28 protein-coding genes are annotated in these 25,955 nt (G+C 61.7%); 10 read left to right on the top strand and 18 right to left on the bottom strand.

Annotated elements, in window-relative coordinates; all coding sequences use genetic code 11:
• Positions 1–110 precede the first annotated feature (110 nt).
• Positions 111–977 (top strand): hypothetical protein, encoded by an 867-nt coding sequence (locus QFZ91_RS20865; protein WP_429568286.1) that lies wholly within the window; start codon positions 111–113, stop codon positions 975–977.
• A 10-nt stretch (positions 978–987) separates the two neighbouring features.
• Here the strand turns inward: QFZ91_RS20865 and QFZ91_RS20860 are convergent, their stop codons facing one another.
• On the bottom strand, positions 988–1,896 hold the full coding sequence (locus QFZ91_RS20860) for a LysR family transcriptional regulator (RefSeq protein WP_176382150.1): 909 nt from the start codon (positions 1,894–1,896) through the stop codon (positions 988–990).
• A gap of 126 nt (positions 1,897–2,022) precedes the next feature.
• Between QFZ91_RS20860 and QFZ91_RS20855 the strand changes: the two genes are divergently transcribed.
• The 5 genes from QFZ91_RS20855 (at position 2,023) to QFZ91_RS20835 (ending at position 8,931) form a co-directional block, all read left to right on the top strand.
• Positions 2,023–4,143 (top strand): 3-hydroxyacyl-CoA dehydrogenase NAD-binding domain-containing protein, encoded by a 2,121-nt coding sequence (locus QFZ91_RS20855; protein WP_429568285.1) that lies wholly within the window; start codon positions 2,023–2,025, stop codon positions 4,141–4,143.
• 30 nt (positions 4,144–4,173) lie between these two features.
• On the top strand, positions 4,174–5,382 hold the full coding sequence (locus QFZ91_RS20850; protein WP_429568284.1) for an acyl-CoA dehydrogenase family protein: 1,209 nt from the start codon (positions 4,174–4,176) through the stop codon (positions 5,380–5,382).
• A 12-nt stretch (positions 5,383–5,394) separates the two neighbouring features.
• The gene (locus QFZ91_RS20845; RefSeq protein ID WP_429568283.1) at positions 5,395–6,558 is read left to right on the top strand and encodes an acyl-CoA dehydrogenase family protein; all 1,164 of its coding nucleotides are present in this window, start codon (positions 5,395–5,397) and stop codon (positions 6,556–6,558) included.
• Between the two features lie 327 nt (positions 6,559–6,885).
• A complete protein-coding gene (locus QFZ91_RS20840; RefSeq protein ID WP_429568282.1) occupies positions 6,886–8,229 on the top strand; it encodes a tyrosine-type recombinase/integrase in 1,344 nt (447 codons plus the stop codon).
• Positions 8,230–8,400: 171 nt separating this feature from the next.
• Positions 8,401–8,931, top strand: coding sequence for a hypothetical protein (locus tag QFZ91_RS20835; RefSeq protein WP_429568281.1), 531 nt, complete (start codon positions 8,401–8,403; stop codon positions 8,929–8,931).
• A 33-nt stretch (positions 8,932–8,964) separates the two neighbouring features.
• Here QFZ91_RS20835 and QFZ91_RS20830 read toward each other — a convergent pair whose 3' ends face one another.
• Complete coding sequence (locus QFZ91_RS20830) at positions 8,965–9,609, bottom strand: hypothetical protein (protein ID WP_429568280.1); 645 nt, start codon at positions 9,607–9,609, stop codon at positions 8,965–8,967.
• Positions 9,610–9,903: 294 nt separating this feature from the next.
• Between QFZ91_RS20830 and QFZ91_RS20825 the strand changes: the two genes are divergently transcribed.
• Positions 9,904–11,496, top strand: a complete 1,593-nt coding sequence (locus QFZ91_RS20825; protein WP_429568279.1) for a jacalin-like lectin — start codon at positions 9,904–9,906, stop codon at positions 11,494–11,496.
• A 421-nt stretch (positions 11,497–11,917) separates the two neighbouring features.
• Here the strand turns inward: QFZ91_RS20825 and QFZ91_RS20820 are convergent, their stop codons facing one another.
• The gene (locus tag QFZ91_RS20820) at positions 11,918–13,399 is read right to left on the bottom strand and encodes a P-loop ATPase, Sll1717 family (protein ID WP_429568278.1); all 1,482 of its coding nucleotides are present in this window, start codon (positions 13,397–13,399) and stop codon (positions 11,918–11,920) included.
• Here QFZ91_RS20820 and tnpA point away from each other — a divergent pair.
• From tnpA to tnpC, 3 genes are all read left to right on the top strand, one after another.
• On the top strand, positions 13,298–13,630 hold the full coding sequence (gene tnpA / locus QFZ91_RS20815; RefSeq protein ID WP_429566397.1) for an IS66 family insertion sequence element accessory protein TnpA: 333 nt from the start codon (positions 13,298–13,300) through the stop codon (positions 13,628–13,630). The two genes, QFZ91_RS20820 and tnpA, sit on opposite strands and share 102 nt — an antisense overlap.
• Positions 13,630–13,986, top strand: a complete 357-nt coding sequence (tnpB, locus tag QFZ91_RS20810) for an IS66 family insertion sequence element accessory protein TnpB (protein ID WP_429566398.1) — start codon at positions 13,630–13,632, stop codon at positions 13,984–13,986. The genes tnpA and tnpB overlap by 1 nt, the downstream gene beginning before the upstream one ends.
• 94 nt (positions 13,987–14,080) lie before the next feature.
• Positions 14,081–15,706: an IS66 family transposase gene (gene tnpC, locus QFZ91_RS20805; protein ID WP_429566655.1), complete on the top strand. Its 1,626-nt coding sequence runs from the start codon at positions 14,081–14,083 to the stop codon at positions 15,704–15,706.
• 19 nt (positions 15,707–15,725) lie between these two features.
• Here tnpC and QFZ91_RS20800 read toward each other — a convergent pair whose 3' ends face one another.
• From QFZ91_RS20800 to QFZ91_RS20730, 15 genes are all read right to left on the bottom strand, one after another.
• Positions 15,726–16,022: a hypothetical protein gene (locus tag QFZ91_RS20800; RefSeq protein WP_429568277.1), complete on the bottom strand. Its 297-nt coding sequence runs from the start codon at positions 16,020–16,022 to the stop codon at positions 15,726–15,728.
• A gap of 155 nt (positions 16,023–16,177) precedes the next feature.
• Positions 16,178–16,699 (bottom strand): hypothetical protein, encoded by a 522-nt coding sequence (locus QFZ91_RS20795; RefSeq protein WP_429568276.1) that lies wholly within the window; start codon positions 16,697–16,699, stop codon positions 16,178–16,180.
• A gap of 264 nt (positions 16,700–16,963) precedes the next feature.
• Positions 16,964–17,665 (bottom strand): hypothetical protein, encoded by a 702-nt coding sequence (locus QFZ91_RS20790; protein WP_429568275.1) that lies wholly within the window; start codon positions 17,663–17,665, stop codon positions 16,964–16,966.
• Between the two features lie 16 nt (positions 17,666–17,681).
• On the bottom strand, positions 17,682–18,140 hold the full coding sequence (locus tag QFZ91_RS20785) for a hypothetical protein (protein WP_429568274.1): 459 nt from the start codon (positions 18,138–18,140) through the stop codon (positions 17,682–17,684).
• Positions 18,141–18,151: 11 nt separating this feature from the next.
• Positions 18,152–18,505: a hypothetical protein gene (locus tag QFZ91_RS20780; protein ID WP_429568273.1), complete on the bottom strand. Its 354-nt coding sequence runs from the start codon at positions 18,503–18,505 to the stop codon at positions 18,152–18,154.
• Between the two features lie 24 nt (positions 18,506–18,529).
• Positions 18,530–19,309, bottom strand: coding sequence for a hypothetical protein (locus QFZ91_RS20775; RefSeq protein ID WP_429568272.1), 780 nt, complete (start codon positions 19,307–19,309; stop codon positions 18,530–18,532).
• Positions 19,310–19,327: 18 nt separating this feature from the next.
• Entirely contained in the window at positions 19,328–19,732 is a 405-nt protein-coding gene (locus tag QFZ91_RS20770) for a hypothetical protein (protein ID WP_429568271.1), read from the bottom strand.
• A 447-nt stretch (positions 19,733–20,179) separates the two neighbouring features.
• Positions 20,180–21,568, bottom strand: a complete 1,389-nt coding sequence (locus QFZ91_RS20765; RefSeq protein WP_429568270.1) for a primase-helicase family protein — start codon at positions 21,566–21,568, stop codon at positions 20,180–20,182.
• 124 nt (positions 21,569–21,692) lie between these two features.
• Positions 21,693–22,502: a DUF7146 domain-containing protein gene (locus QFZ91_RS20760; RefSeq protein ID WP_429568269.1), complete on the bottom strand. Its 810-nt coding sequence runs from the start codon at positions 22,500–22,502 to the stop codon at positions 21,693–21,695.
• Positions 22,499–23,068 carry a hypothetical protein gene (locus tag QFZ91_RS20755; RefSeq protein WP_429568268.1) on the bottom strand — a complete coding sequence of 190 codons (570 nt, stop codon included), beginning with the start codon at positions 23,066–23,068 and terminating at the stop codon, positions 22,499–22,501. The genes QFZ91_RS20760 and QFZ91_RS20755 overlap by 4 nt, the downstream gene beginning before the upstream one ends.
• A 321-nt stretch (positions 23,069–23,389) precedes the next feature.
• Positions 23,390–24,142, bottom strand: a complete 753-nt coding sequence (locus QFZ91_RS20750) for a hypothetical protein (protein WP_429568267.1) — start codon at positions 24,140–24,142, stop codon at positions 23,390–23,392.
• A gap of 48 nt (positions 24,143–24,190) precedes the next feature.
• A complete protein-coding gene (locus QFZ91_RS20745; protein WP_429568266.1) occupies positions 24,191–24,346 on the bottom strand; it encodes a hypothetical protein in 156 nt (51 codons plus the stop codon).
• A gap of 80 nt (positions 24,347–24,426) precedes the next feature.
• The gene (locus QFZ91_RS20740) at positions 24,427–25,008 is read right to left on the bottom strand and encodes a hypothetical protein (RefSeq protein ID WP_429568265.1); all 582 of its coding nucleotides are present in this window, start codon (positions 25,006–25,008) and stop codon (positions 24,427–24,429) included.
• On the bottom strand, positions 25,005–25,535 hold the full coding sequence (locus tag QFZ91_RS20735) for a hypothetical protein (RefSeq protein ID WP_429568264.1): 531 nt from the start codon (positions 25,533–25,535) through the stop codon (positions 25,005–25,007). The genes QFZ91_RS20740 and QFZ91_RS20735 overlap by 4 nt, the downstream gene beginning before the upstream one ends.
• Positions 25,536–25,628: 93 nt before the next feature.
• Entirely contained in the window at positions 25,629–25,946 is a 318-nt protein-coding gene (locus tag QFZ91_RS20730; protein WP_429568263.1) for a helix-turn-helix transcriptional regulator, read from the bottom strand.
• Positions 25,947–25,955: the final 9 nt, after the last annotated feature.

Here is a 25,955-nt window from a genome sequence, read left to right as displayed (position 1 = left end):
CTCCTGTGTGATTAAAGCCCTTTAAGTCGGACCTGTGCCGTCCCCGTCTAGGATCGTTACACAGGTTCGGCGCCTATGTTGCGCCGCATGATCGCTACCCCGGATGACATATGCGCAAGGCAAGATTTGCATCGTTCTGGCACGGTCCGGAACTTTCTCCCTATGAAGTCGCCTGTCTGAATTCGTTCATGCGGTACGGCAGCGAGGTCGCGCTTTATAGCTACGAGCCGATCGCCGGATTGCCGCCCGGTGTGATCGCGAAAGACGCGACCACGATACTGCCGCGCGATTCGCTGAACGACTTCCCGATTCACGGGGTGCCGTCGATGCAGCATTTCACCGACTATTTCCGCTTCGTGATGTTCACGAAGACCGACGAGATCTGGGTCGACACCGATATGCTGCTGTTGCGCGATTTCGATCTGAACGCCAAGGGCGACCTGATCGGGCGGGAAACCCAGACGAGCATCTGCAATGCGATTCTGAGGCTCGATCCGGATCAGCCGCGCTTGCATGAGGCGATCGAACGGGTCGAAGCGATGAAAGGCACCGCACTGAAGTGGGGCGACACCGGCCCGCGTCTATTGACCGCCGTCTATGGCGTGAAGGCCGGTCTTCCCGAAAGCCTGTTCTATCCGGTGCATTTCAACGCCTACTACAAGGTGTTCCTGCCGCGCTATTTCGAAGAGTGCGCGGAGCTCTGTTCCGACGCGTACACGCTGCATCTGTGCAACAACCGTGTCGTCAAGATGGGGCTCTTCAAGCGCATCGGCCCGCCCGTTGGGTCGTTCCTGCATCACGTCTTCGAGCAAACCGGCGCCAACGAGCTGTTTCGCGAGTTTTATCCGGCGAGCGTGATGCAGGCGATGGTCGACAACGCGGTGGAGAAAGTCGGCAGCGACGAAGGCGTGCGCAAGCTGCTGCGCGTCGGCGTGCCAATGGTCACGACGGCCATTGCGCGCAGACTCGGCGCCTGAGTTCGCCGCTTCAGTTCGCGCCGCCCCTGCCCGAGCCCTGCGCCTGCTCCAGCACGAAGTCGATGAACGTCGCGGCCGCGCGCGTGTGGTGCCGGTTCGGCATGTACAGCATGTACATGTGGGTGCCGAAGATGCTGAGCCGCCAGGCATCGAGCGCGCTCAGCACTGCGCCGCGCTTCAGATCGTCCTGCACCACGTAGTCCGGCACGAGTCCGACGCCCAGACCGGCCAGCACCGCCTGCCGCAAAAATAGAAAGTTTTCCGAAATAATCGTCGGTTCGAGCAGCACTTCATGACGCTCGTCGCGCAGATACGCGGCGAGCCGCAATTGCTTGCCGATCACGGCCGCGGTAATCAACGGCGCGGTGCGCAGGTCGTCGAGCGTCGCGGGCATGCCGTGCGCCCGCGCGAATTCGGGGGATGCGCAGGCCACGTACCGGACCGGCCCCATGTCCCGAGCGACGAGGTTTTGCGGCGGCTCCGACATCACGCGCACGGCGATGTCGATCTCGTCGCGCATCAGATCCTCGACGCGGTTCTCGAACATTACGTCGAGCACGATGCCCGGATACAGCCGCTTGAACGCGATCAGCCAGTCGGACATCACGAGCTGGCCATAGCCGCTCGGCACGCTCAGCCGCACTCGCCCTTGCAGGCTTTGGCCCAGCGTCGTCACCGACTCGCGCGCGGCCAGCAATGCGTTGCGAATAGTACGCCCGTGTTCGTAGAGCCGCAGACCAATCTCGGTCGGCTCGACGCGGCGCGTGGTGCGCCGCACCAATTGCAGGCCCACCGAACGCTCGAGCTGGTTCAGATGATAGCTAACGTTCGCGCGGCTCATCTTGAGCCGGCGCGCCGCTTCGCTCAGATTGCCGGCATCGAGGATGTCGACGAGCAGGGTCAGCGAGTTGACGTCCATTGGCATGTCGTTGTCAAAATAATTTTGACAGTCTGTCAATCAGCCATGTGATTGTCAATGAACGTTGACCACTCCAGAATGGGGCGATCCGGCGCACTTCGCCACACTCATACGGAGACACCCACGATGAACCATTCCCCCACAGCAGACGTCGTCATGCGCGAATTGCGCGGCAAGGTCCTGCTCGTCACGATCGACCACGCGCCGGTCAACGCGCTCTCTGCCGACGTGCGGCGCGGCCTGCTGGCCGCGATCGAAGCCGCCGACGCCGATCGCGCTGTCGAAGCCGTGCTGATCGTCGGCGCGGGGCGCAATTTCATCGCCGGTGCCGATATTCGCGAGTTCGGCAAGCCGCCGGTGCCGCCTTCGCTGCCGGACGTGTGCAATCGCATCGAGGCCTGCGGGAAACCCGTGATTGCCGCGTTGCATGGCGCCGCGCTCGGCGGCGGGCTCGAAGTGGCGCTCGCCGCGCATTACCGGATCGCCGTCGAGGGCGCGAAGCTCGGCCTGCCCGAAGTGCAGCTCGGCCTGCTGCCCGGCGCGGGCGGCACGCAACGCACGCCGCGCTTGATCGGCGCGCCGGCCGCGCTCGATCTGATCCTGAGCGGCCGTCATGCGAGCGCCAAGGAAGCGTTCGCGCTGGGCTTGATCGACCGTCTCGGCGACAGCGACGACATCCTCGCCGAAGGACTCGCCTACACGCACGAATTGCTCGCCGCGCATGCGCCGGTGCGCCGCACGCGCGACGCCGCCGCATTGAACGATCGCGCCGCGAGCCTCGCCGCCGTCGCGAAAGCGCGTGAAGAAACCGCGAAGAAAGCGCGCGGCCTGTTCTCGCCGCTGAAAATCGTCGACGCCGTCGAAGCCGCGGTCGAAAAGCCCTTCGACGAAGGCCTGAAGTTCGAACGCACGCTGTTCCTGCAATGCCTCGACAGCCCGCAGCGCGCAGGTCTCGTGCACGCGTTCTTTGCCGAGCGCGAAGTGCTGAAAGCGCCCGAAACGCGCGACGCGAAACCGCGCGCGCTCGAGGCGATCGGCGTGATCGGCGGCGGCACGATGGGCGCCGGCATTACGGTCGCGCTGCTCGACGCGGGGCTGCCCGTCACGATGATCGAACGCGACGAAGCGTCGCTCGCGCGCGGCCGCGCGCACATCGACAAGGTCTACGACGGGCTGATCGCCAAAGGCCGCCTCACCGCCGAAAAGAAAGCCGCGACCATGGCGCGCTGGAGCGGCAGCACGACGTACGATGCGCTTGCTCACGTCGACCTCGTGATCGAAGCCGTGTTCGAAGATCTCGATGTCAAAAAGGCCGTGTTCGCCGAGCTCGATCGCGTCTGCAAGCCTGGCGCGGTGCTCGCGACCAACACGTCGTATCTGGACATCGAAGCGATCGCGGCCAGCATCTCGCGCCCCGCCGATGTGATCGGCCTGCACTTCTTCTCGCCCGCCAACATCATGAAGCTGCTCGAAGTCGTGGTGCCGAAGCAGGTCAGCGCCGACGTCGTCGCGACCGCGTTCGAGCTCGCGAAGAAGCTGCGCAAGACGCCGGTGCGCGCGGGCGTGTGCGACGGTTTCATCGGCAATCGCCTGCTCGCCGTTTATCGCGCCGCCGCGGACGCGCTGATGGAAGACGGTGCATCGCCGTATCAGATCGACGCGGCCGTGCGCGCGTTCGGCTTGCCGATGGGCCCGTTCCAGGTGGTCGACCTCGCGGGCGGCGACATCGGCTGGGCGGCGCGCAAACGCCGCGCGGCCACGCGCGATCCGAACGCACGCTACGTGCAGATCGCCGACCGCCTGTGCGAGCGTGGCTGGTTCGGCCAGAAGACGGGCCGCGGATTCTATCTGTACCCCGAAGGATCACGCGGCGGCATGCCCGATCCCGAAGTCGAGGCGATCATCGACGCCGAGCGTAAGCGCGCGGGCGTCACGCCGCGCAGCTTCACCGACGAGCAGATCATGCGCCGCTATATGGCCGCGATGATCAACGAAGGCGCGAACGTCGTGCACGAAGGCATCGCGCTGCGCCCGCTCGACGTCGACGTGACGCTGCTGTACGGCTACGGCTTTCCGCGCTACCGCGGCGGTCCGATGAAATACGCGGACAGCGTCGGCCTGGCGACGATCCTCGCCGACATCCGCGAGTACGCGAAGGAAGACCCGCTGTTCTGGCGGCCGTCGCCGCTGCTCGTTGAACTGGTCGAGCGCGGAGCGGATTTCGCGAGCCTGAACACGACGGCCTGAGCCGCCACGAACCCGGACGGAACGACTGCGATGGATCTGAACTTCACCCCTGAAGAAGAAGCGTTTCGCGCCAGCGTGCTGGCGTTTCTGCGCGACAAGCTGCCGCAACGCCTCGCCGGCAAGGTGCACGCCGGCCGGCGTCTGACGCGCGACGACATGGCCGAGTGGCACGCGATTCTGAACGCGCAGGGCTGGCTCGCGAATCACTGGCCGAAGGAATACGGCGGCCCAGGCTGGAACGCGGTGCAGAAGTTCATCTTCGAGAACGAATGCGCGCTGGCCGGCGCGCCGCGCGTCGTACCGTTCGGCGTCAACATGCTCGGGCCCGTGCTGATCAGGTACGGCAGCGAAGCGCAGAAGCGTCACTGGCTGCCGCGCATTCTCGATGGTTCCGACTGGTGGTGCCAGGGCTATTCGGAGCCGGGCGCGGGCTCCGACCTCGCGTCGGTCAAAACGACGGCGGTGCGCGGCAAGGATGCGCAGGGCGAACACTACATCGTCACTGGCCAGAAGACGTGGACCACGCTCGCTCATTACGCGAACATGATCTTCTGCCTCGTGCGCACCGCGACCGACGTGCGCAAACAGGAAGGCATCAGCTTTCTGTTGATCGACATGAATACGCCGGGCGTCGAAGTGCGGCCGATCATCACGCTCGACGGCGAGCACGAAGTCAATGAAGTGTTTTTCACCGACGTGCGCGTGCCTGCCGCAAATCTCGTCGGCGAAGAGAACAAGGGCTGGACCTACGCGAAATATCTGCTCACGTACGAGCGCACCAATATCGCGGGCGTCGGCTTTTCGGTCGCCGCGTTCAACCGTCTGCGCAACATCGCCGCGAAACAGCTGCGCAATGGCCGGCCGCTCGCCGAGGATCCCGCGTTCGCGGCACGCATGGCGCGCGTCGAGATCGATCTCGAGAACATGAAGACGACCAACCTGCGCGTGATCGCAGCTGTGGCGGGCGGCGGGGTGCCCGGTGCCGAGAGTTCGATGCTGAAGATTCGCGGCACCGAAATCCGTCAGGAAATCTCGTCGCTGACGCGGCGCGCGATGGGGGCTTATGCGCAGCCATTCGTCGAGGAAGCGCTGTACGAAGGCTTCGACGGCGTGCCGGTCGGCCCCGACGAAGCCGCGAGTGCCGCATCGCAGTACTTCAATAATCGCAAGCTGTCGATCTTCGGCGGCTCGAACGAAATCCAGAAGAACATCATTTCCAAAACGATCCTCGGACTGTAAGAGGCGCGCGTCATGAATCTCCAGCACACCGAAGACCGCCGCATGCTGGCGGATACGCTGAACCGGTTTATCAGCGAGCAGTACGGCTTCGCGACGCGCGACCAGATCGCGCGCTCGACGCAAGGCTTCAGCACCGAATTGTGGGCGCGCTTCGCAGAGCTTGGCGTGATCGGCGCACTGTTCGACGAAGCGAGCGGAGGTTTTGGCGGCGGCGGGTTCGATATTTCCGTGGTGTTCGAGAGTATCGGCCGGGGACTCGTCGTCGAGCCGTTTCTCGATACGCTGATCGTCGGCCGGGCGATCGCTCGCAGCGGCAGTGACGCGCAAAAATCGGCACTGGATACGTTGATCGACGGCTCGCGAATCGTTGCGCTCGCGCATGGCGAACCGGACAGTCACTACGAACTGGCTCGTGTCGCAGCGACGCGCGCGCGGCGCAGCGTTAAGGGCAACAGCGGCGCGTGGACTTTGTATGGCGCGAAGGCCGTCGTTCAGCATGGCGAGCATGCTCAGGTGTTCCTCGTCTCCGCACGCACGAGCGGCGAAGACGATGCCGAAGCCGGCATCACGCTGTTTCTGGTGCCGAGGGACGCGGCGGGCGTGAGCGTGCGCGGCTATCGGAAGATCGATGGGGGACGCGCGGCCGAAGTGACGTTCGACAATGTCACGCTCGACGACGACTGCGTGCTCGGCTCAGTCGGCCAGGGCTTTGCGACGCTCGAATATGCGATGAGCTGCGGCGTGCTCGCGCTGTGCGCGGAAGCGGTCGGCGCCATGGACGTCGCGAAAGACTACACGCTCGACTATCTGCGCACGCGCAGGCAGTTTGGCGTGCCGATCGGCAGCTTCCAGGCGTTGCAGCATCGCATGGCCGATTTGCTGCTCGAAATCGAGCAGGCGCGCTCGGCGGTGATCAATGCGGCGGCGGTTCTCGATGGTGAACGCAATGCGCGCGAGCGCGCGGTGTCGGCGGCGAAGTACAGCATCGGCCGGATCGGCACGCGGGTCGCAGAGGAATGCATCCAGATGCACGGCGGGATCGGCATGACATGGGAGCTGCCGCTTGCGCATTACGCGAAGCGGCTCGTGATGATCGATCATCAGCTTGGGGATGAGGATCATCATTTGGAGCGGTTTGTGGCGCTGGGAGCTGCGGCGTCGCTCGCGCAGGCCTGAGCATCAGGCGCCTGCTTGTCGGAGACGCGGGGCGTCGCAGTTATCCGCGACGGGCAAGAAAAAAGGACTTGCGGCTTTCACCGTAAGTCCTTTTTGATCTTGGTCGGGGCGAGAGGATTTGAACCTCCGACCACCTGCACCCCATTTAGTTAACCACCCTTTCCCGACAATCCCCACCAAGTCCCGCATAATCATAAAACCAACGTATAATCAGTACAATACAGAAATTTCTGTGTCCCACTGACTCCCATCGAGCCCCGTGGCGTCTTTCCTCATGGTGGCCCTATTGGTGGCCCTATTCCGGCGGTGGCCCTATTCGGAGATTCGATGAAAATCAGCGTGAAACAGCTTGAGGCGTTACGCCCGAAGGATGCAGGACGGGAACTGCGCGAACTCGGTGGTCTTCTGGGACGCATCCGTTCGACAGCGACGGGCATGGCGGCGACCTTCTACTTCGAGTTCAAGCGGGAAGGCAAGAAGCGCCGGATGCCGCTCGGCTCGTGGCCCCGTGATCCCCTCGGAGACATTCGCGCCGCCCGCGACGCGGCACGTGCTCTCCTCGATAGCGGCGTCGATCCACTCGAGGCGCGCAAGGCCGACCGGCTCGAACAGCAGGTCGTCGTCGAGACCCGCATCGAGGAGGCACAGGCCGTGCTCGGCCGCCCGACTTTCGAGCAACGGTTCGGTGAGTGGGAGCGCGCCGCGCTTGCCAAGCGTAAGGACAAGGGAGCCGAAACCCGCCGCGCGTTCCGGAAGGACATCTTCCCGGCAGTCGGCGCGAAGGCGTTGCCCGACGTGACTCGCGCCGACCTGATGAGCGTGCTTGACGGCATTGTTGCGCGCGGCGCGAACCGCCTTGCTAACCGTTGCCTTGGCGACATGAAACAATTCTTAACGTGGTCTGTTGACCGCGAAATTGTCGCCGCGAACGTCCTTCAGACAATCACGAAGAAGAAGGTCGGCGGCGCGGAAGAAGAAAGCGACCGCGTGCTGTCCGACAAGGAATTGCGTGCCCTGCCCGTCGCCCTGAAGAAGGCGAACCTGAAGGACACGACGCAACACGCACTTCTGTTGATCTTGGGGACCGCCGTTCGTGTAGGCGAAGTCATCCGAGCGAAGAAGTCGCATATTGATCTTGACGCGCGCACGTGGGTCGTTCCAAGCGGCAACTCGAAGAATAGCGACGCGCACACTGTCAACCTGTCCAACTTCGCTGTGCACCACATGCGCCGCCTGGTAGAGCTTTCGGACAGTGACGAATGGCTGTTGCCCGCCCGCAAGCGCGACGGGACCGAAACCCATGTAGATCTGAAGTCAATTTCGAAACAGGTTGGCGACCGGCAATTGAAGTTCTTCGAGCGCGAAGCGCACGCCAAGCGTTCGGTTAAGTTCGCGAACGCGCTTGTGCTTGTGCCTGACGCTGAAGAATCGTGGTCGCCGCACGACTTGCGGCGCACGGCGGCGACGCTGATGCAGAAGTGCGGCGTGTTGCCCGTCGTGATCGACGCGTGCCTGAACCATCGCGAGCAAAACCGGATAAAGCGCATCTACCAGCGGCACGACTACGCGCCGGAAGCGTGCGAAGCGTGGCGCCTGTTAGGCGACCGGCTCGAACTTTTGTTGCGGGCCGATGCGGATAACGTGGCAATCCTAGACACGCGCGCAGCATGAACACGAACCCGGCCGAGCCGCGAGTTTTGCTTTTCTGGCGACTTCGGGCGCCGCCCCTTTCCTTCACACGCCCGCCCCTTCAGAAACCGTTCGAGCGTCACTACAACAGCTTGCCGGGCGGGTTTCGATTTCCGGGCGGCTTATCATGGCAAATCACCGTGGGGACCGCGCATGAAGAAGATCGAGATTGCTGATTTCGTGATCCGCCTCCTGACGCTCGCGGCGCTCATCGGTGGCGGCTTGTGGGCGTGGTATCAGTACACTGAAAGCGGCGCGAGAGACTGGCAAAACAACATCACGCTCAAAGCCGAAGTGCTGCCATATCACGACGATTTGCGGTTACTCGTCGTGCATGTTCAATCGAAGAATCCGCGCCCGAACACGTTCGAACTTCAGAGTGCCCAGCACGATTCATTCGATTTGCGCGTGCGACGGCTTGCGCCTGATGCAGCGGAGGGCAAAGTGTTCCATGAAGACGAAGGCGACTTGATCGCGCATGCCGATCTGCTGCAGCTGGCGGGCGGCGATTACGAATTTCTGCCGCAGGCCGAAATGGACGATATGCAAGCCGTTGTTGTGAAGGCGAACACATGGGTTTCGGTGATCGCCGACATGAAGATTCACACGGGCACGCGTGACGCGCACGGTCAGCCGGATATTGACGAAAACTCAACGTCTGCTGTTGTGTACGTCCCGAAGTGAGCGGCGCGGCAAGCCGGGATTCGCGCCACGCGATCAATCCTTGTGCGGACTCCAATTCAATACCGCTTCAATGCGGCGACGGTAAGGAGTGTCGATCTGACTCGGTGCGTTGCGTACGTACTGTTCGGCAATGTCACGCGTCCGACCTTCGAGACCAGCTAGGTGCGCGATCACTTCCTCAGCACTAGCGCGATAGCCGTCCTGCACGCCGAGTTTTGGCGGAAGCGCCGTCCATACAACGCCGTCGATTCCGCACGATTGCGCCCACTGATCGAGTGTCGGCATTGCATCGGGTGGGCCGCCGTCAGCGCGTTGCCACGCGCCGACATGCTTCAGCCAGCTCTTCTCAGGTATCCCCTCGCGCGCGCCGAGCGCGCGGCGCGCGTCTTCGAGATTCGTTGCCTCCATCAACGCCCACAGAATGCGGACAGGCTGACCGCCGGCATCAATGACCAGCGTTATTCGTCCATCCTTCGACTGTCGCAGAAATTCGACGGGCGCAAGCGGACCATCCCGAAACCATTCCCGCCGGATGGGGAGTTCCCGTGTATCCCAAACGAGAGAACCCCAACCGAGGCATGCAATTAGCATTCTTTTCCCCTCCGTTGTGATTGGGACTACGTTTGCGTGTCCCAAAAGTGTGCGCCGCAGTGCCATTCCCGATGACAGTTCGGGCACGGCCCATCGCGTTTTCAACCGCTTCGTTATGCAAGTACGAACCGGCCTTCTTTCATCCAAACAACGGCCCCGGTGACATTTCCGCCCGTGTGAAAGGCGATTTCCTACATGGAGCGTGCGCTTCCCCACGTTGACGCAAACAACGTGAAAGCTTTTCATGCGTAACTTACATGGTACCTCGCCTATCGCTGTTCGCTTTCACCCAAGTAGTCCTGCTCTTGAGTGCCGTCCTCCATCTGGGCCCGCTTACGTGGCGCTCGGCCAGCGCAGTCACGACCTGTTTAGGAGATAACAATGAAAAAGATAATGTTTGGCATCGCGTGGTGCGTCAATATCGCCGCCGTTAGTATGTTCCACTCTGCATGCGCAAGTACTCCTGCGGCGCTCTTTCAAGGATACGACTCCATTGTCGGCGACACGCGATTTACGGCGGTAAGCGGCACTCATGCGGATAGCGGGGCATCGAGCATTGTCGAGTATCACATGTACACCGACGCAGATTCATTGCGCCGGAATCTAGGCATCTCCCAGTCGGCGTCGGCAAGCTTTGGCCCTTTCGGCGGCGGTGATGAAAAGGCAAGTTTTTATGACTCTCTCCAGACGACAAAGTACAGTGTTTCGATCGTTATTCATGCAACTCATATACTCTCGACGGAGACGGCGACAAATGCAACCTTTGAATCAGGAATAACGCCAGATTCTTTTTTAAATTTCAAGCCTCACATTCAACAACTTAAAAGCTTCTTTTCGTCGTACGGTGACTCATACGTAAGCGCAATTACAAGAGGCGGGGAATACATTGCCGTCTACACGTTCCACACAGAGACATCGAATGAGCAGAAGCAGCTCGCAGCTTCGATAAGTGGTCATGCGACATTTGGGGTAATTACTGGGAGTGCAGATATTCAGGCCATGTTGAATTCCGCTGCGCAGTCGGTCCACAGTGACGTGACCTTCCTTCAGAAAATCTTCGGAATCAATAATCCTACCTATCCTACGCCTGATAAAGCTATCGACTTCGCTCTTTCCTTTCCCTCTAAGCAACTCGATGGGCCTACGGTACTTTCTTATGAAACGAGCGGATATGAGCATGTCCCGCATGCAGGAGATCTGTCAGAGATCGTCGCAAACCGGAAATACTTCGTCGGAGATATCGGTACGCCTGGAGTCTCAGGAAAACTATCTCAGCTTCAACAGTTGCAAACCCAGATACATCGAATCTTGGGGACATATCAGTTCTATGGCGCGCCGTCGGATTCCAAACTTAGCACAGCCGATGCTCAGGTAGGTGCCGACATTAACGCGCTAAACAGCCAGATACGTCAGTTTGAATCTAGTCCGACAGATTCATTCAATTCGCCTAAGCTACCTTCGCTAGATTTGGGTTCACCGGGCTTGTCATTCAAGACTACGGACGGGCAAGCTTGCGGCGGACCAGGAGGCGCGCCGTTTGAAGACGTACCGGTAGATACGGCAATATATCGGCGTACTAGGCTCGCGGCCGTACAAGTAAACGCAGGTAATTGGATAGACCACGTGGCGCTTACATATGAGACGGACGGTGTAGCCGGCGCACCACAAGTCCATGGCGGGAACACAGGCTCAACTCTCAATCCACTGCGCATCCTGCCTGGGCAGTTCCTCAGCCGCGTGGATTTACACTGTGTCCCAAGTGGTCAAGAGGCGTTCGTCAAGCAGATCAACTTTGTCATTGGAGCTGACGGTCGCTCCACTGGCGGAGGGGGACTTGCCGAGATCCATGGCTCGCCGATGACTTGGACTCCCCCGCCAGGTAGCGTGATACTTGGCTTCAAAGGGCGATCGGGCGTGTATCTCGACCAACTTCAGCCCGTATTCATTACATTTGGGCCAGCAACTTGGCAATAGCGGCAATTGAGGCTGGAATTTGAGTGAAAATGGCGGCCTCATACTGGCGAAGACATTGCCTGCGTATGCACCGGGCGAACTTGAGCAGAAGGCGCCCACCCGGGCGGCCGTAAAGAAGGGTGCACACTATTGCGCGCCGCGGGCGCCGCGCGGCACGCGAACCCGCCGCGGATAAGCTGCGCCTAGAGCCGGTCGACCACGTCCACCACGCCCTCGAGGAAGGCGCACACCTCGTCGGCTTCGGGGCACGGCTTGCCGAGCAGTTTCTCGGCCTAGCTCTCGACGTCTTCACGCAACACGTCGCCGATATCGGTCACCCCGAACACGGCAGCGTAGAGCGAAAAGCCCCAACCATAGGCGGGTATGGGATGCCAGTGGTGGGCGGATTCTTACGTGCTGCGTCGTAGTACCAGCTGTTGGTTTAACTCGACACCGGCGGGAACAGGTCGCCGCTTTCGCCCGGTTCCATTTCCAGTATGCGCTTATCCGCAACAGCGTTAGCTCGTTCCGAACTGCTCTCGGTGAGACCTAATCTTTTAATCAGGCCCGGGTGGATCTTAACGACATCTGCATCGCTAAACGCCTGACTCGGGAAGAAACACTTGTATCGCCACTGTTTCGACTTCCCGACAGTGATCCCAATGATCGAGTTTTCAAAAAGGAACCGCATAATCGACCTAAATTCGGCATGGTCACTAGCCAGTCCCTTTTGGATTAATGCCTCTTTCAGCTCGTCGGACGTGATAGCGGCATACCGAAGATTCTCGAACGTCCTGAGATACTCAAGGAAGTGCTGATTCTGATTTCGCCATTCGTCGCTCAGCTCTTCAAAAAGATAATCGCCGTAGCCGGATTCTGCATCATAGATGGCCTGGGTCGAGATCTGCAGTCCATCGTCGCTATGCCACCCGTCAGCCTTGGCAATCTTGAAAGTTTTGTCGAGAAATGCCACCATATCGCGCGGCCTGCACATAGTCCGATTGAAGATATGTTTTACGGGCGTCGCGCGGCTTCGCATCTCTTTCTCAACAAAAATCTGCTGTAGTTCGTGCAAACGCGAGACAGATTTCTGCGTCGCATAAAAGTTGACGCGCTCTAAAATGAGCCGCTCAATGCTCTCTTGGTCCCATAAGAGGCTCTCACTACAGTCATGCTTGAGTTTGTTTCGATCGTTAATGTCAAAGGTCGAGAATATATCCTCACGCAAAAACACAATCGGCCGGAGTCGGCCGCCGAACTTATACAAAACATGCTCTGATGCGTGCAGCAGACCTGACACGATTGACTTGGACTCTTCAATGAAATTGCTGACCCAAGCCTCGTCTAGCCTGTCAAACAGGAAAAAGACTCTAATATCCTCTGGCGTTTCTACGAGACTTGATTCCAAGAAGGCCGTGAGTCCCTCGACATTCTTATTCAACTGATGCTTCAGCCCGGCATCGTCGCGAAGTTGCTCGAAGCTAATCTCGCCACCACCCACGGACATTCCATCGTCATCCAGTCCGGCCTTCGGCAGTTCGATCTTAGCCAAATTGAATAGCTTTTGTCCGAGCAGTTCTGTCCATGAGGGAACCGGCGTCGAAAAAACTTTTTCAAGAACCTTTGCTGCCTTTTCTATTTTTTTCGGGACTACTGCCCCTTGAGCACGCAATTTTTCGTGAAGTGCCTTCACAGCTTCAACATACAGCACAAAACGCCACGAATCCCTATGCTGGAAGGTAAGTGATCCATCAAACCCAATCTTGTCGGTCGATCGACGCAGTCGCAGGATTCGTCCAGTGCTTTCTGAGACGGAGCAAACATGCAATCGGGTCTGGAATTCTGGGCGCCCCACGTTGCGGCGATGGAGCAGGAGTCGGTGGCGACGGCGGAGTATGCGAAGCGCCACGGACTGGCTCTGCATAGCCTGTATTACTGGCGGCACAAGATAAAGGCGGCTGCGACGCAGACATCCGGCCCACCTGAGCGAAGCAGCGCGTTCGTGGCATTGACAGTCAGTGAGCCGGTTCTCGCGCAGCAGCGGCCCGGCAGTTGCACGCTGGTGCTCGGTCCGGGCGTACGCATAGAGTTACCGGCGCTACCCGCCCCTGAGTGGCTGGCCGCGCTCGGGCGCGCCATGCACGGGGAACGCTGATGCACCCGGGCTGCACCCCTACCCAGGTGTACCTGTGCCGTCATCCGGTGGATTTCCGCAAGTCGATCGATGGCCTGAGCGCGCTGGTCGAGCAGGAACTGGAGCTGAACCCGTTCGGCAGCGCGTTGTACGTGTTCATCAACCGCCAGAAGGACAAGCTCAAGGCGCTGTACTGGCATCGCAACGGGTTCTGCCTGTGGTACAAGCGCGCGGAGAAGGAGAAGTTCGCCTGGCCACGCGAGGGTAGCGGGGCCACGCAGAGCGTGACGATGCAGGAGTTGCAGTGGCTGCTGGAGGGCTTCGATCTGTGGAGCAACGGACCGCATAAAACGCTGCATTTTAAATCGGTATCCTAATCAATTATGGTGTTAACATGGTGGCATGCCTGCTGCCAGGAAGACACCTTCGATCCGACACAAGCTTGCGTTACCTGAAGTCAAGGTAGCGCCGCTGCCGCCGCTGCCAGCGCAGTTGCCTGACGATGTGGAGGCATTGAAGGCGTTGCTGCATGCCCAGCAGGCAGCGCATCAGCAGGCGATCGATCACAGCGTTCAGCAGGCGCTCGAGCAGGCCCACGAACACGCGATGCGCCACATCGACCACCTGTACGAGCAGTTCGTGCTGCTGCGCCAGCGGCACTTCGGCGCGAGTTCTGAACAGTCCTCGGGCCAGGCGCACCTGTTCGACGAAGCAGAGGTGCTGGCGGCCGCGAGCACATCCGGGCAGGACCAGGCGCCCATTGCATCGCCAGGTGACGCTGCCGCCGATGCTGGCAAGAAGAGCGCGGACAAGCCTGCGCGTGGCAAGCGCGCACCACTGCCGCCCGGGTTGCCGCGCGTGGACATCGTGCATGACGTGCCGGAAGATCAGCGCGTGTGTCCGTGCGGCACACCGATGGTGGAGATCGGTGAGGACATCAGCGAGCAGCTCGACATCGTGCCGATGCAGGTGCGTGTGCTGCGCCATATCCGCAAGCGCTACGGCTGCCCGGGCAGCGCGCATGCGCCGGTGGTCGCTGCGTTGCCCGCGCAGCCGCTGCCCAGGAGCAACGCCAGTCCGGACCTGCTGGCGATGCTGCTCACAGTCAAGTTCGCCGATGGCCTGTCGCTGGCGCGCTTCGAATACGTGCTCGAGCGCGCCGGCGTCGCGGTGCCGCGTCAGACACTGGCGCGCTGGGTGATCGGCGCGGCCGGCGTGCTGCAGCCGCTGCATAACCTGATGCGCGACGAACTGTTCAACGGTTCGGTCCTGCACATGGATGAGACCGTGGTGCAGGTGCTCAAGGAGCACGACAGGTCGCCGACCTCGCAAAGTTATATGTGGGTGCAGACCGGTGGCCCGCCTGAACGACCGGTGGTGGTGTTCGACTACGACCCGAGCCGCAGCGGCGCGGTGCCCGTGCGACTGCTCGAAGGCTATCTGGGCTATCTGATGACCGACGGCTACGACGGCTACAACGCGCTGGCAAAGACCGCAGGCATCGAGCACCTGGCATGTCTGGCCCACGCACGCCGGCGCTTCGTCGAGGCGACGCGCGTTCAGACCAAAGGCAAGCGCGGCCGGGCTGATGAGGCAATCGAGCTGATCGGTCGGTTGTACGGGATCGAGCGCGAATGCAAGCAGGCGAAGGATGACGCGCGACTCGTCGCGCGTCAGACGCGCAGCGTGCCGATCCTGGCTGAACTCAGGGCCTGGCTCGACGCGACGTTGCCGACCGTGCCGCCGAAAACGGCGCTGGGCGAAGCGTTGGCCTACCTGCACAAATACTGGTCGCGGCTGGTGCGATACACCGAGCGCGGCGATCTGCCCATCGACAACAACCGCTGCGAGAACTCCCTGCGCCCCTTCTGTGTCGGTCGCCGGCGATGGTTGTTCTGTGACACGCCCGCGGGCGCTCACGCGAGTGCCGTCATCTACTCGCTCATCGAAACGGCACGCGCCAACGGCCTCGAGCCGTATACCTGGCTGCGACGGGTGTTGCGCGAGTTGCCGGCGGCCCAGTCCGTCGAGGCCGTCGAAGCGTTGTTGCCCTGGAATCTCCATCGCCACGATTTAGCCAGCGAAATGGCGCCCTGAACAGTCTGGGTTTGCTGGATCACTTACGCTGGAAGCCGCCGGCTTTCTGATTGTCCGATAGAAGATTGTGGGCCTGCCAGTTGTAGCTTTGCAAGGACAGTGGAACGATGACATCCGTACTGGCAAAAATAGTAGCCGGGCTACTTGCCAGGTGTGAAAACACCGCGGTTTTACCCGCGCCTTTCCGTCCCAATAGCAGGTATTGCTTGTTGTTTCCGACCAGTTGCTTGGAAACGCCGTTGTCGTAGAAGTAGTGTCGAAGATTTTGGTCTCGCTCTGCTGACACTTCACCGACGTCAATCCAGTCCGTAATCATGTACGCCTCGTCGAAATTATTTCTGTAACAAGAGATTATGCCAGCACTTGTCGAGAGTGCCAGAGTCTTCAATTGCGGATCTGCAGCGTCGCGGGCAAATAAAAAAGAGTGGCGCGGAAGCGGCCGGATTTTCCCATAGAAAGCTACCAATGCGCCTATGGCTCACGTCCGCTCGAGACGAAGTCGAGTTCCGGTTCGCCGAGCTGGGCGAGTTGCTCGTGCACCAGGTGCGTGAGTGCCCGCAGCAGCGCGTCTGGCTCGATGCCGAGGTGGGCCGCAAGGCGCGGGGCAATCCTCGACGGCCATGCGAGCCACGCGTCGCGCTCACCGCGGGCCAGTTCGAAAAACACGCGCTTCGCGTGGTCAATCTCGATAAGTAGACCTGCGCGCTGCTGATATTCCAACTCGCGCAAGTTCGCTAGCGCGGTCTCCTTCTGCAACTTGATACGCGCGTCTTCGCTCGCGGTCTTGGCGATCCCCTCGACGACCGGCCTCTTTAGCGGGCGGCCTTTCTTTTTCGCGGGCGGCGCATCGGCGCTCAATGTGTTCGTGCTCGACGCCTTCGCGTAGATCGATTGCGAGCGCCACTGCTTATTGAGATGCGCGGGATCTATGCCGCCGTCGGGTAACAACGTGAGGCGGCCGACGCGCAGCGCGTGCGATACCGTCGACTGCACGCAGCCCGCTCGCCGTGCGAATTCCGTTTGCGTTAGCCCTTGCGTCATAGTCAAAATATTTCAGGTTTCAAACAAGATAGCTAGTCGAACAGCGAGGCGCGAAATTGCCCCCATTTCCGGAGGGTTAGGGAAGGACCCGCGCCCCATTTACCGGCCTGGGGAAGTGCCTTGCGTGACCATCCAGGAGTCCGTTTTTGAGGGATTCCGGTGAGGTCCCGGCAGCCATTGCCGGCGAGCATGCGCGGCCCGTCCACGGTGCGGGCCTCATTTCGCCTTCGCGGTGGCAATCGCTTTCGCCATCTCGCGGTCGAGCGCGATGGGCATGCTGCGCTTCACGATCTGCGCCGCGCTCTTGCCCCATTCAAGCTTCGTCCTGACGCGCACGGGATCGGCAAAGCGCACGAGCAGCTTGAGGCGTCCGGTGCGGTTGGCACCACGCAGTTTCGCGCCGCGTGTCTTGGTGCCGCGTATCTCGCTCCGAGTGCCGCGCGCCTTCCTCAGCGCGACCGGGCGCTGCCACACGCCGTCGATTGCGCCGTCTGCCGTCTGCACCACGCCCACAAACACGTCAGAGCGCTGCGAGAGCGCAGCAACGCGCCCGCGCGGCAGGTTACCGTATCTGTTCTTCTGTGTCGGGTTGGCAGGGCGCAGCATGGCCCGGCTTGAGCCGGGCAGCACCTGCGTTGACTGTTCCTCGGACGGCGTGAGATAGAGCGCCTGGATCGGTTTTACATAAACCGTTGCCGTGAGGCTCTGCTTGGTCGAGCGCTTCACGGCGACACCGGCAAGCGTGAACGGGGTTGGCGCGTCGAGCTTCGCTTTCATGTTCTCGCGTTCGGCGGCGGCGACCTCGGCGGCCACGCTATTGATGGCCTGCGAGGTTGCAAAACGCACCTGTTCCCGCGCGAAGTTATCAAGCTGTTTCGCGAGCGCTTTCATGTCTCCGCGAACGTTCAGTTCAATCATGAGTGTCTCCGATGGGTCAGGTCTCCAGACCAATGCGCCGGGCGACAGCGAGGATCTGCGCGGCAAGCGGTGTCATCGTTTGCGTGTTCGCCTGCGTATGCGGCTTGCCGGTGTCCTGAGTCAAGCCCAAGCGCCGGTTGTTGACGGCCACGATCTGCCGGGCAAGCTGCGCAGACTTTTCGCGGGTGAGCGTGGCCTTGCGATTGCCGTAGTATGTTGCCAGTGCGGCTTGTGCTGCAGGCTGCTGCGGTGTGCGTGGCGGCATCAGGTGAGCGAAGTCGCCCCGGCTCGCGGCATGGCTCACCGAGGTACTCACGGCGGCGCGCGCGGTGGGCTTAGTCTTCGTCGTGGCTTTTGGTTTCGCAGGTGTTGCCCCTGTCTTGTGCCTTGTTGTGGGTGCAACGGCAGCATTGTGTCTGGATGGTGCCGGGCGCAAGAAGGCGGCATACCACGGTTCGATATTCAGCTTGGTCACAGTCAGTCTCCCTAAGCTTTTGGCATGAAGCGGATATTGGTCGTTTCCTCGTCGGGTAGTGCCTTGACCACGGTCGGCGCATCGGACGGTGGCGCCGGTGCGAACATCAGCGCGATCATCTGCGCGTCGTCCGGGTCCAGCGGGTCGAGCGCATATCCCAAGGTGCGGAGGCGCGGCAACTCATGCGCCTCAAGCCAAACCGTTTCACCGGGCATATAGCGGCGCGAGGTGGTGCCGGTCACGCGGCGCGGGTCGTCTACGTCCGGCTTGCCGCTGCCGGGCACGGGTCCCTGCACCGTTCGACCACGCGCCACGACCGCACGCCGAAGACCGTATTGCTCGCATTCTTCATCAGTCCAGGCCATTTTGTGCCTCCTTTCAAGGTTAAGTCACGCGCGGGCCGCCACATCATCAACGTGCAAGGTCTGACGCAATGCGGCAATCTCGGGCTGCGCGAAGTCTTCGTAATCCTCAGCGAGCCACGTCGGCTGAAAGCGCTCGCGTAGTCCATCACCCTCGCGGTATGTCCCGGGGTCGTACCGGCTCGCGATCTCGGGATTCGCGAGAGCCGAGTGAGTCCACACCACGCGCAACGCGGGCACGCCGCGCAGGTTTTCGCGTAGCCTGCTGCGACCTTTGGCGGGCAGCGCCCGGTGGTAGAGGTCCTCCCACATCTGCGCAAGTGCCTCAAGCTGTGCGACCGGTCCGGCGATCGCCTCAAGCGCCTGCGCATAGCGCTCCTCGGCCGCATCAAGCTGGGCGAGCAGCACCGTTTCACAGTGCGCGAGCCACTCATCAAGCAGTGCGCCAAGCCCGTCCTCGGCCGCCGCGATGCGCGTGTCGAGGATGGCAATCGCCTGTCTCGCCGCCTCGGCCCGGTCTAGTTCCGCGGCATGCTCGCGCGCATGCGAGGCGATACGCGCGTCAATCCCGGCCACGTCCGCCTCGATGCCGTCCGCAAGTGCCATGGCCTGCGCCTGCTGACGCTCGGCACGCAGTGCCTTCACTTCCTGCGCGTACGTGTCGCCGGTCTGCGCCACCGCATCGCACCGCGCACGATCGGCATTGAGGCGGGCGATCACAGTGCGCGCCTCGCGGATGCGCTCGACGACCGCGTCGAGCGGCTCGGCCGGTACGGGTGCATTCGTTTCTGCCTTGATTTTTGCCATCGTCATCTCCGTGTGAAGTCAGAGCGCCGCGCTGTCACCAGCCGGGGTTATGTCCTCGAACGCGAACGGGTCCAGGTTGGCCCCGGTCAGTCTCACCGTTGCCGTTCGGTCCGGCCGATGCGGCAGATCGAGCAGCTTGTGCAGCCGCATTGCGCAAACGAGCGAGTGCGAATCGCCGCATACAACCGTGATGCATATGCCACCGGCTGGCGGTTCGCTGCAAACGGACTCCAGCGCCCGTAGAACCAGCGCATCCGCGTCGTGAGGATCAGATACACAGCCGCCTGCATTTCCCGAATATGCCGTGACGAGGCGCAAGCCGTCCGGCGACGACCAGAACATGAAATTCAGCGTTGACCGCGCGTCGTCGACAGGCCAGCGGCAAATGTCGAATGCGTCGATAGATTCCATTTCGTCAAACACGGTTTGCTCCTTGTAAATTCGTTCATCGGTTTCGGCTTGACCGCTGCCGGTCGTGGTACGGCCGGCATTCACGCAACGGGCAGGCATACGCGGTGCAATCGCGGATCTCGTTGCGCTTATCGCCGGTCCAGTACAGACAGAACGCCCTGATAGCCGCCACCTTCGAATTGCCTTCGTACCCGGCCGCGTAGCCGTCCCGCCACTCGTTCGACGCGCAGTTCCTGAGCGTCTCAATGGCAGTTGCATGCTGATTGTTGTCCGTGTGTTTTCCTTCGGTGGTGAAGGGATCCGGCCATGTACGTCACCGGGTCAGTTATTCCCGATAGGTGCAGTCGGTAAAGTCAGTTTTCCGCCATCCGTATATTTCGGAGCTGCTGTCCTCCTAAAAGATGCGGGGCTGGGTGTGGCGCGCGCGCACGCGTAGATGGGGATGGGAATCGACTGACTCTACTGACTGCACCTATCGGGCGGTGGCTGCGGCTTTGCGATAAGGCCACCGCCCTCCGTGTGCTTCTGAGCCGCCGCGATACGCTGCGCGACCGTGAGGCTGCTCCTGGCGTAGATCGCCACGCGCCTGCCGCCGACCTTGAACAGCCCGTCATCGGCGTTCGGATTGCGTACCGTCGAATAGCCGGCGCGTTCCATGCGGTGCGGGATCGAACGGCGGTTTGCGCGCAGAGCGAGTTCATCGCGTAAGCCAAACATCTTTGCCTCCGCCGCCTCATCGGTGACATTGGTGATCGTGAGCGCGGGCGGGTTGCCGAGCCGCTCGATCACGTCGCGCATCTCGCCACTCTCGGGCGCTTCGCCGGCCGCCACCATCTGCCAGAACGCTGGCGTTTTGGGCGGTGGTGCCTTCGGGTCAAAATCCGAGAGGTCGCGCGCGTGCAGGTACGCCACCACGTTCGCCGTGCCGCCAACGGCATACCACTGCCAGAGCTTGTGCCAGTATTTCTCGGCGAATGCCGCACTGGTGAGGTCGGTCCACGCGACCAGATGGCGGCGATCGTCGGCGGGCAGGTAGAGGCCGTCGACGAGGTGGTTTGTCGTGTAGAGCACGTTGCAGACATTCGCGATGTAGTACTCGCGCAGATTTTTTTCGTCGACGCGGATTACGTCCGGCGGGCTCGCCAGATACGGCTTGGTGTGTTCGTAGAAGGCGTACCGGTCTAGGTCGCCCAGGTCGCGCACCTCACTGACGCGCACGAGCTTGTTGCGTACCCAACGGTTGAAGCGCCCGAACATGACCATGGGTGAAATATCGCTCACGTTGTGCGAGCCGACGGCTGCGCGCAGCGGTTCTATCAGCGTGTCCTTGCCAACGCCGGGGCCACCGCCGAGCACGAGCGCGTAGTTGATCTTGTCCGCCGGGTGCTGCACCGTGTATGCGAACCAATCCGCGATATAGCTCCATTCATTCGGATAGAGGCGTTCCAGGTGCGCGAGCCAGGGCCCGGCCCTATTCGAGTCGCCCATCACCGGCACCGGCGGAACATAAAGGTTGAACGACTGTGCGCCTGCATGCGCGTGCCAGCCCGCGGCCTGCATGACGCGGCCCTCGATCAGTTGCGGCTCTCCGGGCATCCACACGATCTGCATGACAGCGCGGTGCTCGTCGAGCCACGTCGCGGGCTTGATGGGTGCGCCGCCTGAATTCACCATCGGCAGCTTCGCATTCACACTCGATGCGGGCCACAGCTCGCCGGTTGGTACGTGTAAATACTTGTGCGTCGGCATGTGCGCGTAGAAGTCGTCAGGGCTGTAGCCTGCGGTGGGGTATGGCACGCCGTTCATGCGCTTGCCGTGCACCTTCGATTGCCGCTTGTCGAGCGGCACATCGGATTCGCCCGCAGGTCGCGCGGGCGTAGCCGACTGCGATTTCTGCCCGCTGATTCGTTCGCCTTGGGCCACGGCGCGGCGCACGGCATCCGGGCCGCCTTCGGTCGCGAGGTCGTTCATGTCACGTCCCATGGGTCACCTTCGCAAGCGTTACTTCGCGCCCAGCATTGGCCCAGCGCTGCACGCATTTCCGCGCAGCAGCAAGCCCGGCGGCGTCGTCATCGACGCTGATGCCAAGCGATTCAATGGCCGGTAGCAGCGGGAAAGCGGCCAGGTTGCCTGCGTCGATAAGTGACCACACAGGGGTATGAGCCCACGCGAAACTCAGCGCGGTCTCGATGCCCTCGGCAATCCCGAGCCCGACGGTCACGGCCTCGTCTGGCCACAGGCGGATCACGCCTCCCTGTTTGCGGTGGCCGCCCAGCAGCAGGCGCGGCGGGTCAACCTCGGCCTTGCGGCCGTCGGCACAAATCCATGTGCGATGAAGTGAAATCGGCTCGCGGGTCAGTGCGTCAGTGACGAGCGCTACCAAGGCGGGACCGACATACCCAGTTGGATGCTTCAGTGACGGATGCGAGCGCAAATCACCGTCGACCGGCGGCATACGGCAGCGCCGCGCATCGAGATACGCCAGCGCCACGCCTGAGAGTGCCCGGCAGTCGCACCAGAGGTCACGGCCATAATCCGATAGGTCCTGCTTCGCGGTCGGCGCAGCGGCCTTGATGCGCGGCGTTATCGCGCAATTTGCGCCACGCTCAGGCCGGAAACTCTCCGTGAAGTCACAGCGAAAGCAATGGGCCACGCCGTTGCCGTCATGCTCGATGGTCACGCCCAGCGTCCTGTCGCCCCGCCCGCGTGCGCAGACGGGACATGCAATGCGATGTTTTCCGGTGGGAAAGTCAGCCCACACGACGAAATTGGCGAGGCTCACAATTCCCTCCCGACAAGCGCCTTGTGCAGGCGAGCGGACAGGCTCAGCCAGTCAACGTCCGGGCACAGCCACTCGCGCTCGCCACGTTCGAACGGTTCGAGTTCCGACGCCACGAATGACATCGCAGAGTCCTTTATCAGGAAATCCGTTGTGAGCGCATCGAACCGCGTTTCGCATTCAGCAGCCTGCGTGTCGTCCGATGCCGCGCGTTGCGTGAGGTAATCGCGCAGGGCTTCGAGGTATCCCCACATTCGCTCGCGGTATACCATCTCGTCGTCCTCGTCTGCTTCGTGCTGATCGTGAGACGGCAGCGCCGTGTCCGGCTTGTGCACCGGTTCATGCGCCGGTCCTGCGAGTGCGGCCTGCAACGTTTCGAGCCGCGCGCGCGACGCGGGAGTGAAGCTATTGCCGGGATCGCTGAGCACGAGACCGAGGTCGCCGACGGCGTGGCGGTCGGCATCGAGGCGCACCGCGAGCGCATCGGTCATGCGGTTCGTGTCATCAGGCTCAGGCAGCACACCTGTGCGCAGGCATACGAGCAGGTCAGGCAGGGCGGCGGCGCTCATGACCGTGTCCCCGCGAGGATCTCAACAGGGCAATGCGTGCAGTGGATAGCCATATCTTTGCTCCCTTGGATATGGCTATTGAAGACCAGACACCCACCCGGAAGGCAAACCCTGCTATCCGGAGAGTTCAGGTCTCCGAAACCCTGAGGATTCCCGCAAACTCCTGCCGGATGGGGCTCATTACCCTGAGGGTAAGGCGTTTTCGAGGGCTGTCCGGTGCGCGTACTGCCGGTCATTGCGTGGCGTGACCCTTAGGGTTCGCGCAAAGCGTTGCCGCACGGGGCACGGAACCCTGAGGGTTCAGGCGCATGACAGGCGGTGCTAGCTATCGCCGGTCTTATTTCTCCGTTTGGCCGGGGCCGCGACCAGATCGACGGCCTCCGCCTCCCGCTTGCTGCTGAGATTCGCGCTGGCCATGAGCCACTGCACAATGTTGTCCTGTCTCGGCCACGTGTCCCTGTCGTCCTCGTTCCAGTTATCACCCCAGAACCGATCCTGGACTGTGCGCACGGCCTGAAGTAGCCGAGTGTCGTGACGCGGCACGAGCTTGCGAACGATAGCGAGTTCCTCGCGCAGATCCCGGTTTTCGTTTTGAATCTTTTGATACTGTTCAAGCAGTTCACGCTCGCGGGCAGTTTCGGGCAGCGCTTGCCGATCGTTCGGAGGGGCAACCGGCTTCAGGTCCGCATCGACGCGGAAGGGGGCGTGAAGCCGGTCCAGGTAGGCGTTGATTGATCCCTCAAGTTCATGGCGAAACCAGCCGTAGACATCCGGGCTGAGTGGCCGGTCGCCATCGTGAATCTCTTCGATGTTGCCGGTGGCGCGAATGTGTTTAAGCAAAGCGCCAATCTCCGGGCCGCCGCCGTAGCTCGTGGGATCGCCCGAAGGATGCAGCCACACTGGCGAGGGCAGATCGCCACTCATCCCGTCGAGGAATACGGCAGCCTTAGTGATTGTCACGTTGTGTTCCGCCGCCCACTGCGAAATTGTCTCGCGCGTGCTGATGAACCGGTCGGGATTGCGGGGCAGCCAGGCATTGATGTTCTGCAGGTGCGAATCAAACGTATCGTCCATGTTGTCACCCGGGCATGGTGGTGAGGTTGACCGCACAGGAACCGGGCCTTACTGCTTCACCTTCGCCTGGGATTCAGCACGCGTGTCGCAGACGCTCGCTTCCAGCTTGACCGTTTCACGATCGAACGCGGCGCGGGCCGAGGTAGCCTTTTTCGTAGCCATGCCGTCCCCTTGCGTGAGCAGGGTAGTGGTCAGATTCCACACGTGTCTCCAACGGCGTGCGGGGCTGCTCCTTCAGATCAGTGCGCGTGCTGCGTCTGGACGGCTTCGCCCTCGATCTCCGCTCAATCGTCGGTGCCGGTGCTGTCGTGTACAAGACGCAAACCACCTTCGGCGGCCAGGGCGTCAACCTGTTGCATGGTCATTGCGGGCAGCAGAGCTTCAGCGCTCGGCATCGCAGCCAGAAAGGCTTTAGCGTCGGCAGTGTCGAGCAGGCCCGCTAACAGTTCGGTCTGCGTGGCGGCCTGCCAGCGCTCCACGCTCAATTTCGCATCCTTCGCGGCGAGGTCGATTTTTGCGGCGGCCAGCTTGCGCAGCTCGGCGCGACGCTCCTTTAACGCATAGCTCCCCCTGTCGTTGAAGAGCACGTTCAGGCTCGGCAGGTTTTCACGCGGCACGCCGTCGCGGAGTAACGCGGCCTGCATCTCAGCCGTTGCGGCGGTCGCCTTTGCCATTGCGATTGCGACTGCTTCGCGCCAGCGCTCGTCGTCAGCATCGAATGTCTCGCTCAACTTGCGTTCGGCTTCGGCACGCAGTAGCGCGGCGCGCCGGTCGATATCTGCCTTTGCCACGCGGGCGCGCAGGCGCACCGTTTCGCGCAGCGCGTCGCGTTCCTTCGCGGTTATGGACTTCGTTTCGTTCGTCATGCCTGCCTCCATTCGGGTGCGTGATCCTGGCACGTGCTGTTCGCGTGTCGGCTGCTCTCCGTTAGCATGTGTGCCCATTCCATGCAGTCATTCATGCTCTGGATTGCAAGCCCGGCGATATCAATCCGACCCGCGAGTACACCCCATTCGCTGGGGTTTGCGCCCTGCATGCGCGCGACATTGCATAGCTGCCGCCAGGCGCTTTTCGTGATGTTCGCGAAGCGTGGGATGTCATCGCCGCGGTACAGCTTTGCGGGATCGATGCCGAAGCGAACCAGGCCGCCGCCGCGCTGGTACGTTTCCTCCATCGTGAGACGTACGAGTCTGCCATCCGGGGTCTGCAGCAGCTTGCACGCGGTCGGCTCCCAAAGCGGGTTCGTGGAAAACCACACAACGGGAATTTCCCGCGCCTCGATGTACGCCGTGGCGGGCATCAGGACGCCCGAGCGTTCGATGAGTGCGGCTCTCTCGCCGGTGGTGTAGTGCCATGCCACCAGGTCGACCGGTGGCCCGTTACGCATCTGCATACCTGTTCTCCCATTGATGGATAAAACGATCCCCGCGCCCTCGGTTGCTCGCCGGCGCGTCTTGCATCGATTGATGCGTATGGGATTGGCCGGTCAGGGCGTCTCGGTGGGCTGCGTGGTGGCGCGCTTGCGCGGGCGGCGAGCTTGGCGCGTCTGCTGCGCATCCATTGCAGCGAGCTTCTTGATTTCCTTCACTTCCGCGATGTGCGGATCGGGTGTGGGCGTCAGGGCGGCAGCAATGCGATCCGCGATCCACTGCTGAACATCGGATTCGCGCCAGGCAACGCGGTTGCCAACGCCGAGCGGCACCGGCTTCGGGAACTGGCCCAGTTGCATCAAGCGATAGAGCGTGGATTGGCCCAGTCCGCCTACGCACTGGCGGACTTCGGCGAGAGCTAGAAGATGATCCATGCGATTCCC

The organism is Paraburkholderia sp. JPY419 (assembly GCF_050435705.1).
Classification (GTDB): domain Bacteria; phylum Pseudomonadota; class Gammaproteobacteria; order Burkholderiales; family Burkholderiaceae; genus Paraburkholderia; species Paraburkholderia youngii.
This window is presented reverse-complemented; position numbering and strand designations above follow the sequence as displayed.

Excerpts from the sequence above, each read along its gene's own strand:
- QFZ91_RS20780 (WP_429568273.1), bottom strand. The coding sequence starts at position 18,505 with ATGGCCTGGACTGATGAAGAATGCGAGCAATACGGTCTTCGGCGTGCG.
- QFZ91_RS20845 (WP_429568283.1), top strand. The coding sequence starts at position 5,395 with ATGAATCTCCAGCACACCGAAGACCGCCGCATGCTGGCGGATACGCTG.
- QFZ91_RS20730 (WP_429568263.1), bottom strand. The coding sequence starts at position 25,946 with ATGGATCATCTTCTAGCTCTCGCCGAAGTCCGCCAGTGCGTAGGCGGA.
- QFZ91_RS20750 (WP_429568267.1), bottom strand. The coding sequence starts at position 24,142 with ATGGACGATACGTTTGATTCGCACCTGCAGAACATCAATGCCTGGCTG.
- QFZ91_RS20790 (WP_429568275.1), bottom strand. The coding sequence starts at position 17,665 with ATGATTGAACTGAACGTTCGCGGAGACATGAAAGCGCTCGCGAAACAG.
- QFZ91_RS20740 (WP_429568265.1), bottom strand. The coding sequence starts at position 25,008 with ATGACGAACGAAACGAAGTCCATAACCGCGAAGGAACGCGACGCGCTG.
- QFZ91_RS20850 (WP_429568284.1), top strand. The coding sequence starts at position 4,174 with ATGGATCTGAACTTCACCCCTGAAGAAGAAGCGTTTCGCGCCAGCGTG.
- tnpB (WP_429566398.1), top strand. The coding sequence starts at position 13,630 with ATGCACCCGGGCTGCACCCCTACCCAGGTGTACCTGTGCCGTCATCCG.
- QFZ91_RS20855 (WP_429568285.1), top strand. The coding sequence starts at position 2,023 with ATGAACCATTCCCCCACAGCAGACGTCGTCATGCGCGAATTGCGCGGC.
- QFZ91_RS20735 (WP_429568264.1), bottom strand. The coding sequence starts at position 25,535 with ATGCAGATGCGTAACGGGCCACCGGTCGACCTGGTGGCATGGCACTAC.
- QFZ91_RS20775 (WP_429568272.1), bottom strand. The coding sequence starts at position 19,309 with ATGGCAAAAATCAAGGCAGAAACGAATGCACCCGTACCGGCCGAGCCG.
- QFZ91_RS20800 (WP_429568277.1), bottom strand. The coding sequence starts at position 16,022 with ATGATTACGGACTGGATTGACGTCGGTGAAGTGTCAGCAGAGCGAGAC.
- tnpA (WP_429566397.1), top strand. The coding sequence starts at position 13,298 with ATGCAATCGGGTCTGGAATTCTGGGCGCCCCACGTTGCGGCGATGGAG.
- QFZ91_RS20820 (WP_429568278.1), bottom strand. The coding sequence starts at position 13,399 with ATGCAGAGCCAGTCCGTGGCGCTTCGCATACTCCGCCGTCGCCACCGA.
- QFZ91_RS20825 (WP_429568279.1), top strand. The coding sequence starts at position 9,904 with ATGAAAAAGATAATGTTTGGCATCGCGTGGTGCGTCAATATCGCCGCC.
- QFZ91_RS20865 (WP_429568286.1), top strand. The coding sequence starts at position 111 with ATGCGCAAGGCAAGATTTGCATCGTTCTGGCACGGTCCGGAACTTTCT.
- QFZ91_RS20840 (WP_429568282.1), top strand. The coding sequence starts at position 6,886 with ATGAAAATCAGCGTGAAACAGCTTGAGGCGTTACGCCCGAAGGATGCA.
- QFZ91_RS20755 (WP_429568268.1), bottom strand. The coding sequence starts at position 23,068 with ATGAGCGCCGCCGCCCTGCCTGACCTGCTCGTATGCCTGCGCACAGGT.
- QFZ91_RS20860 (WP_176382150.1), bottom strand. The coding sequence starts at position 1,896 with ATGGACGTCAACTCGCTGACCCTGCTCGTCGACATCCTCGATGCCGGC.
- QFZ91_RS20835 (WP_429568281.1), top strand. The coding sequence starts at position 8,401 with ATGAAGAAGATCGAGATTGCTGATTTCGTGATCCGCCTCCTGACGCTC.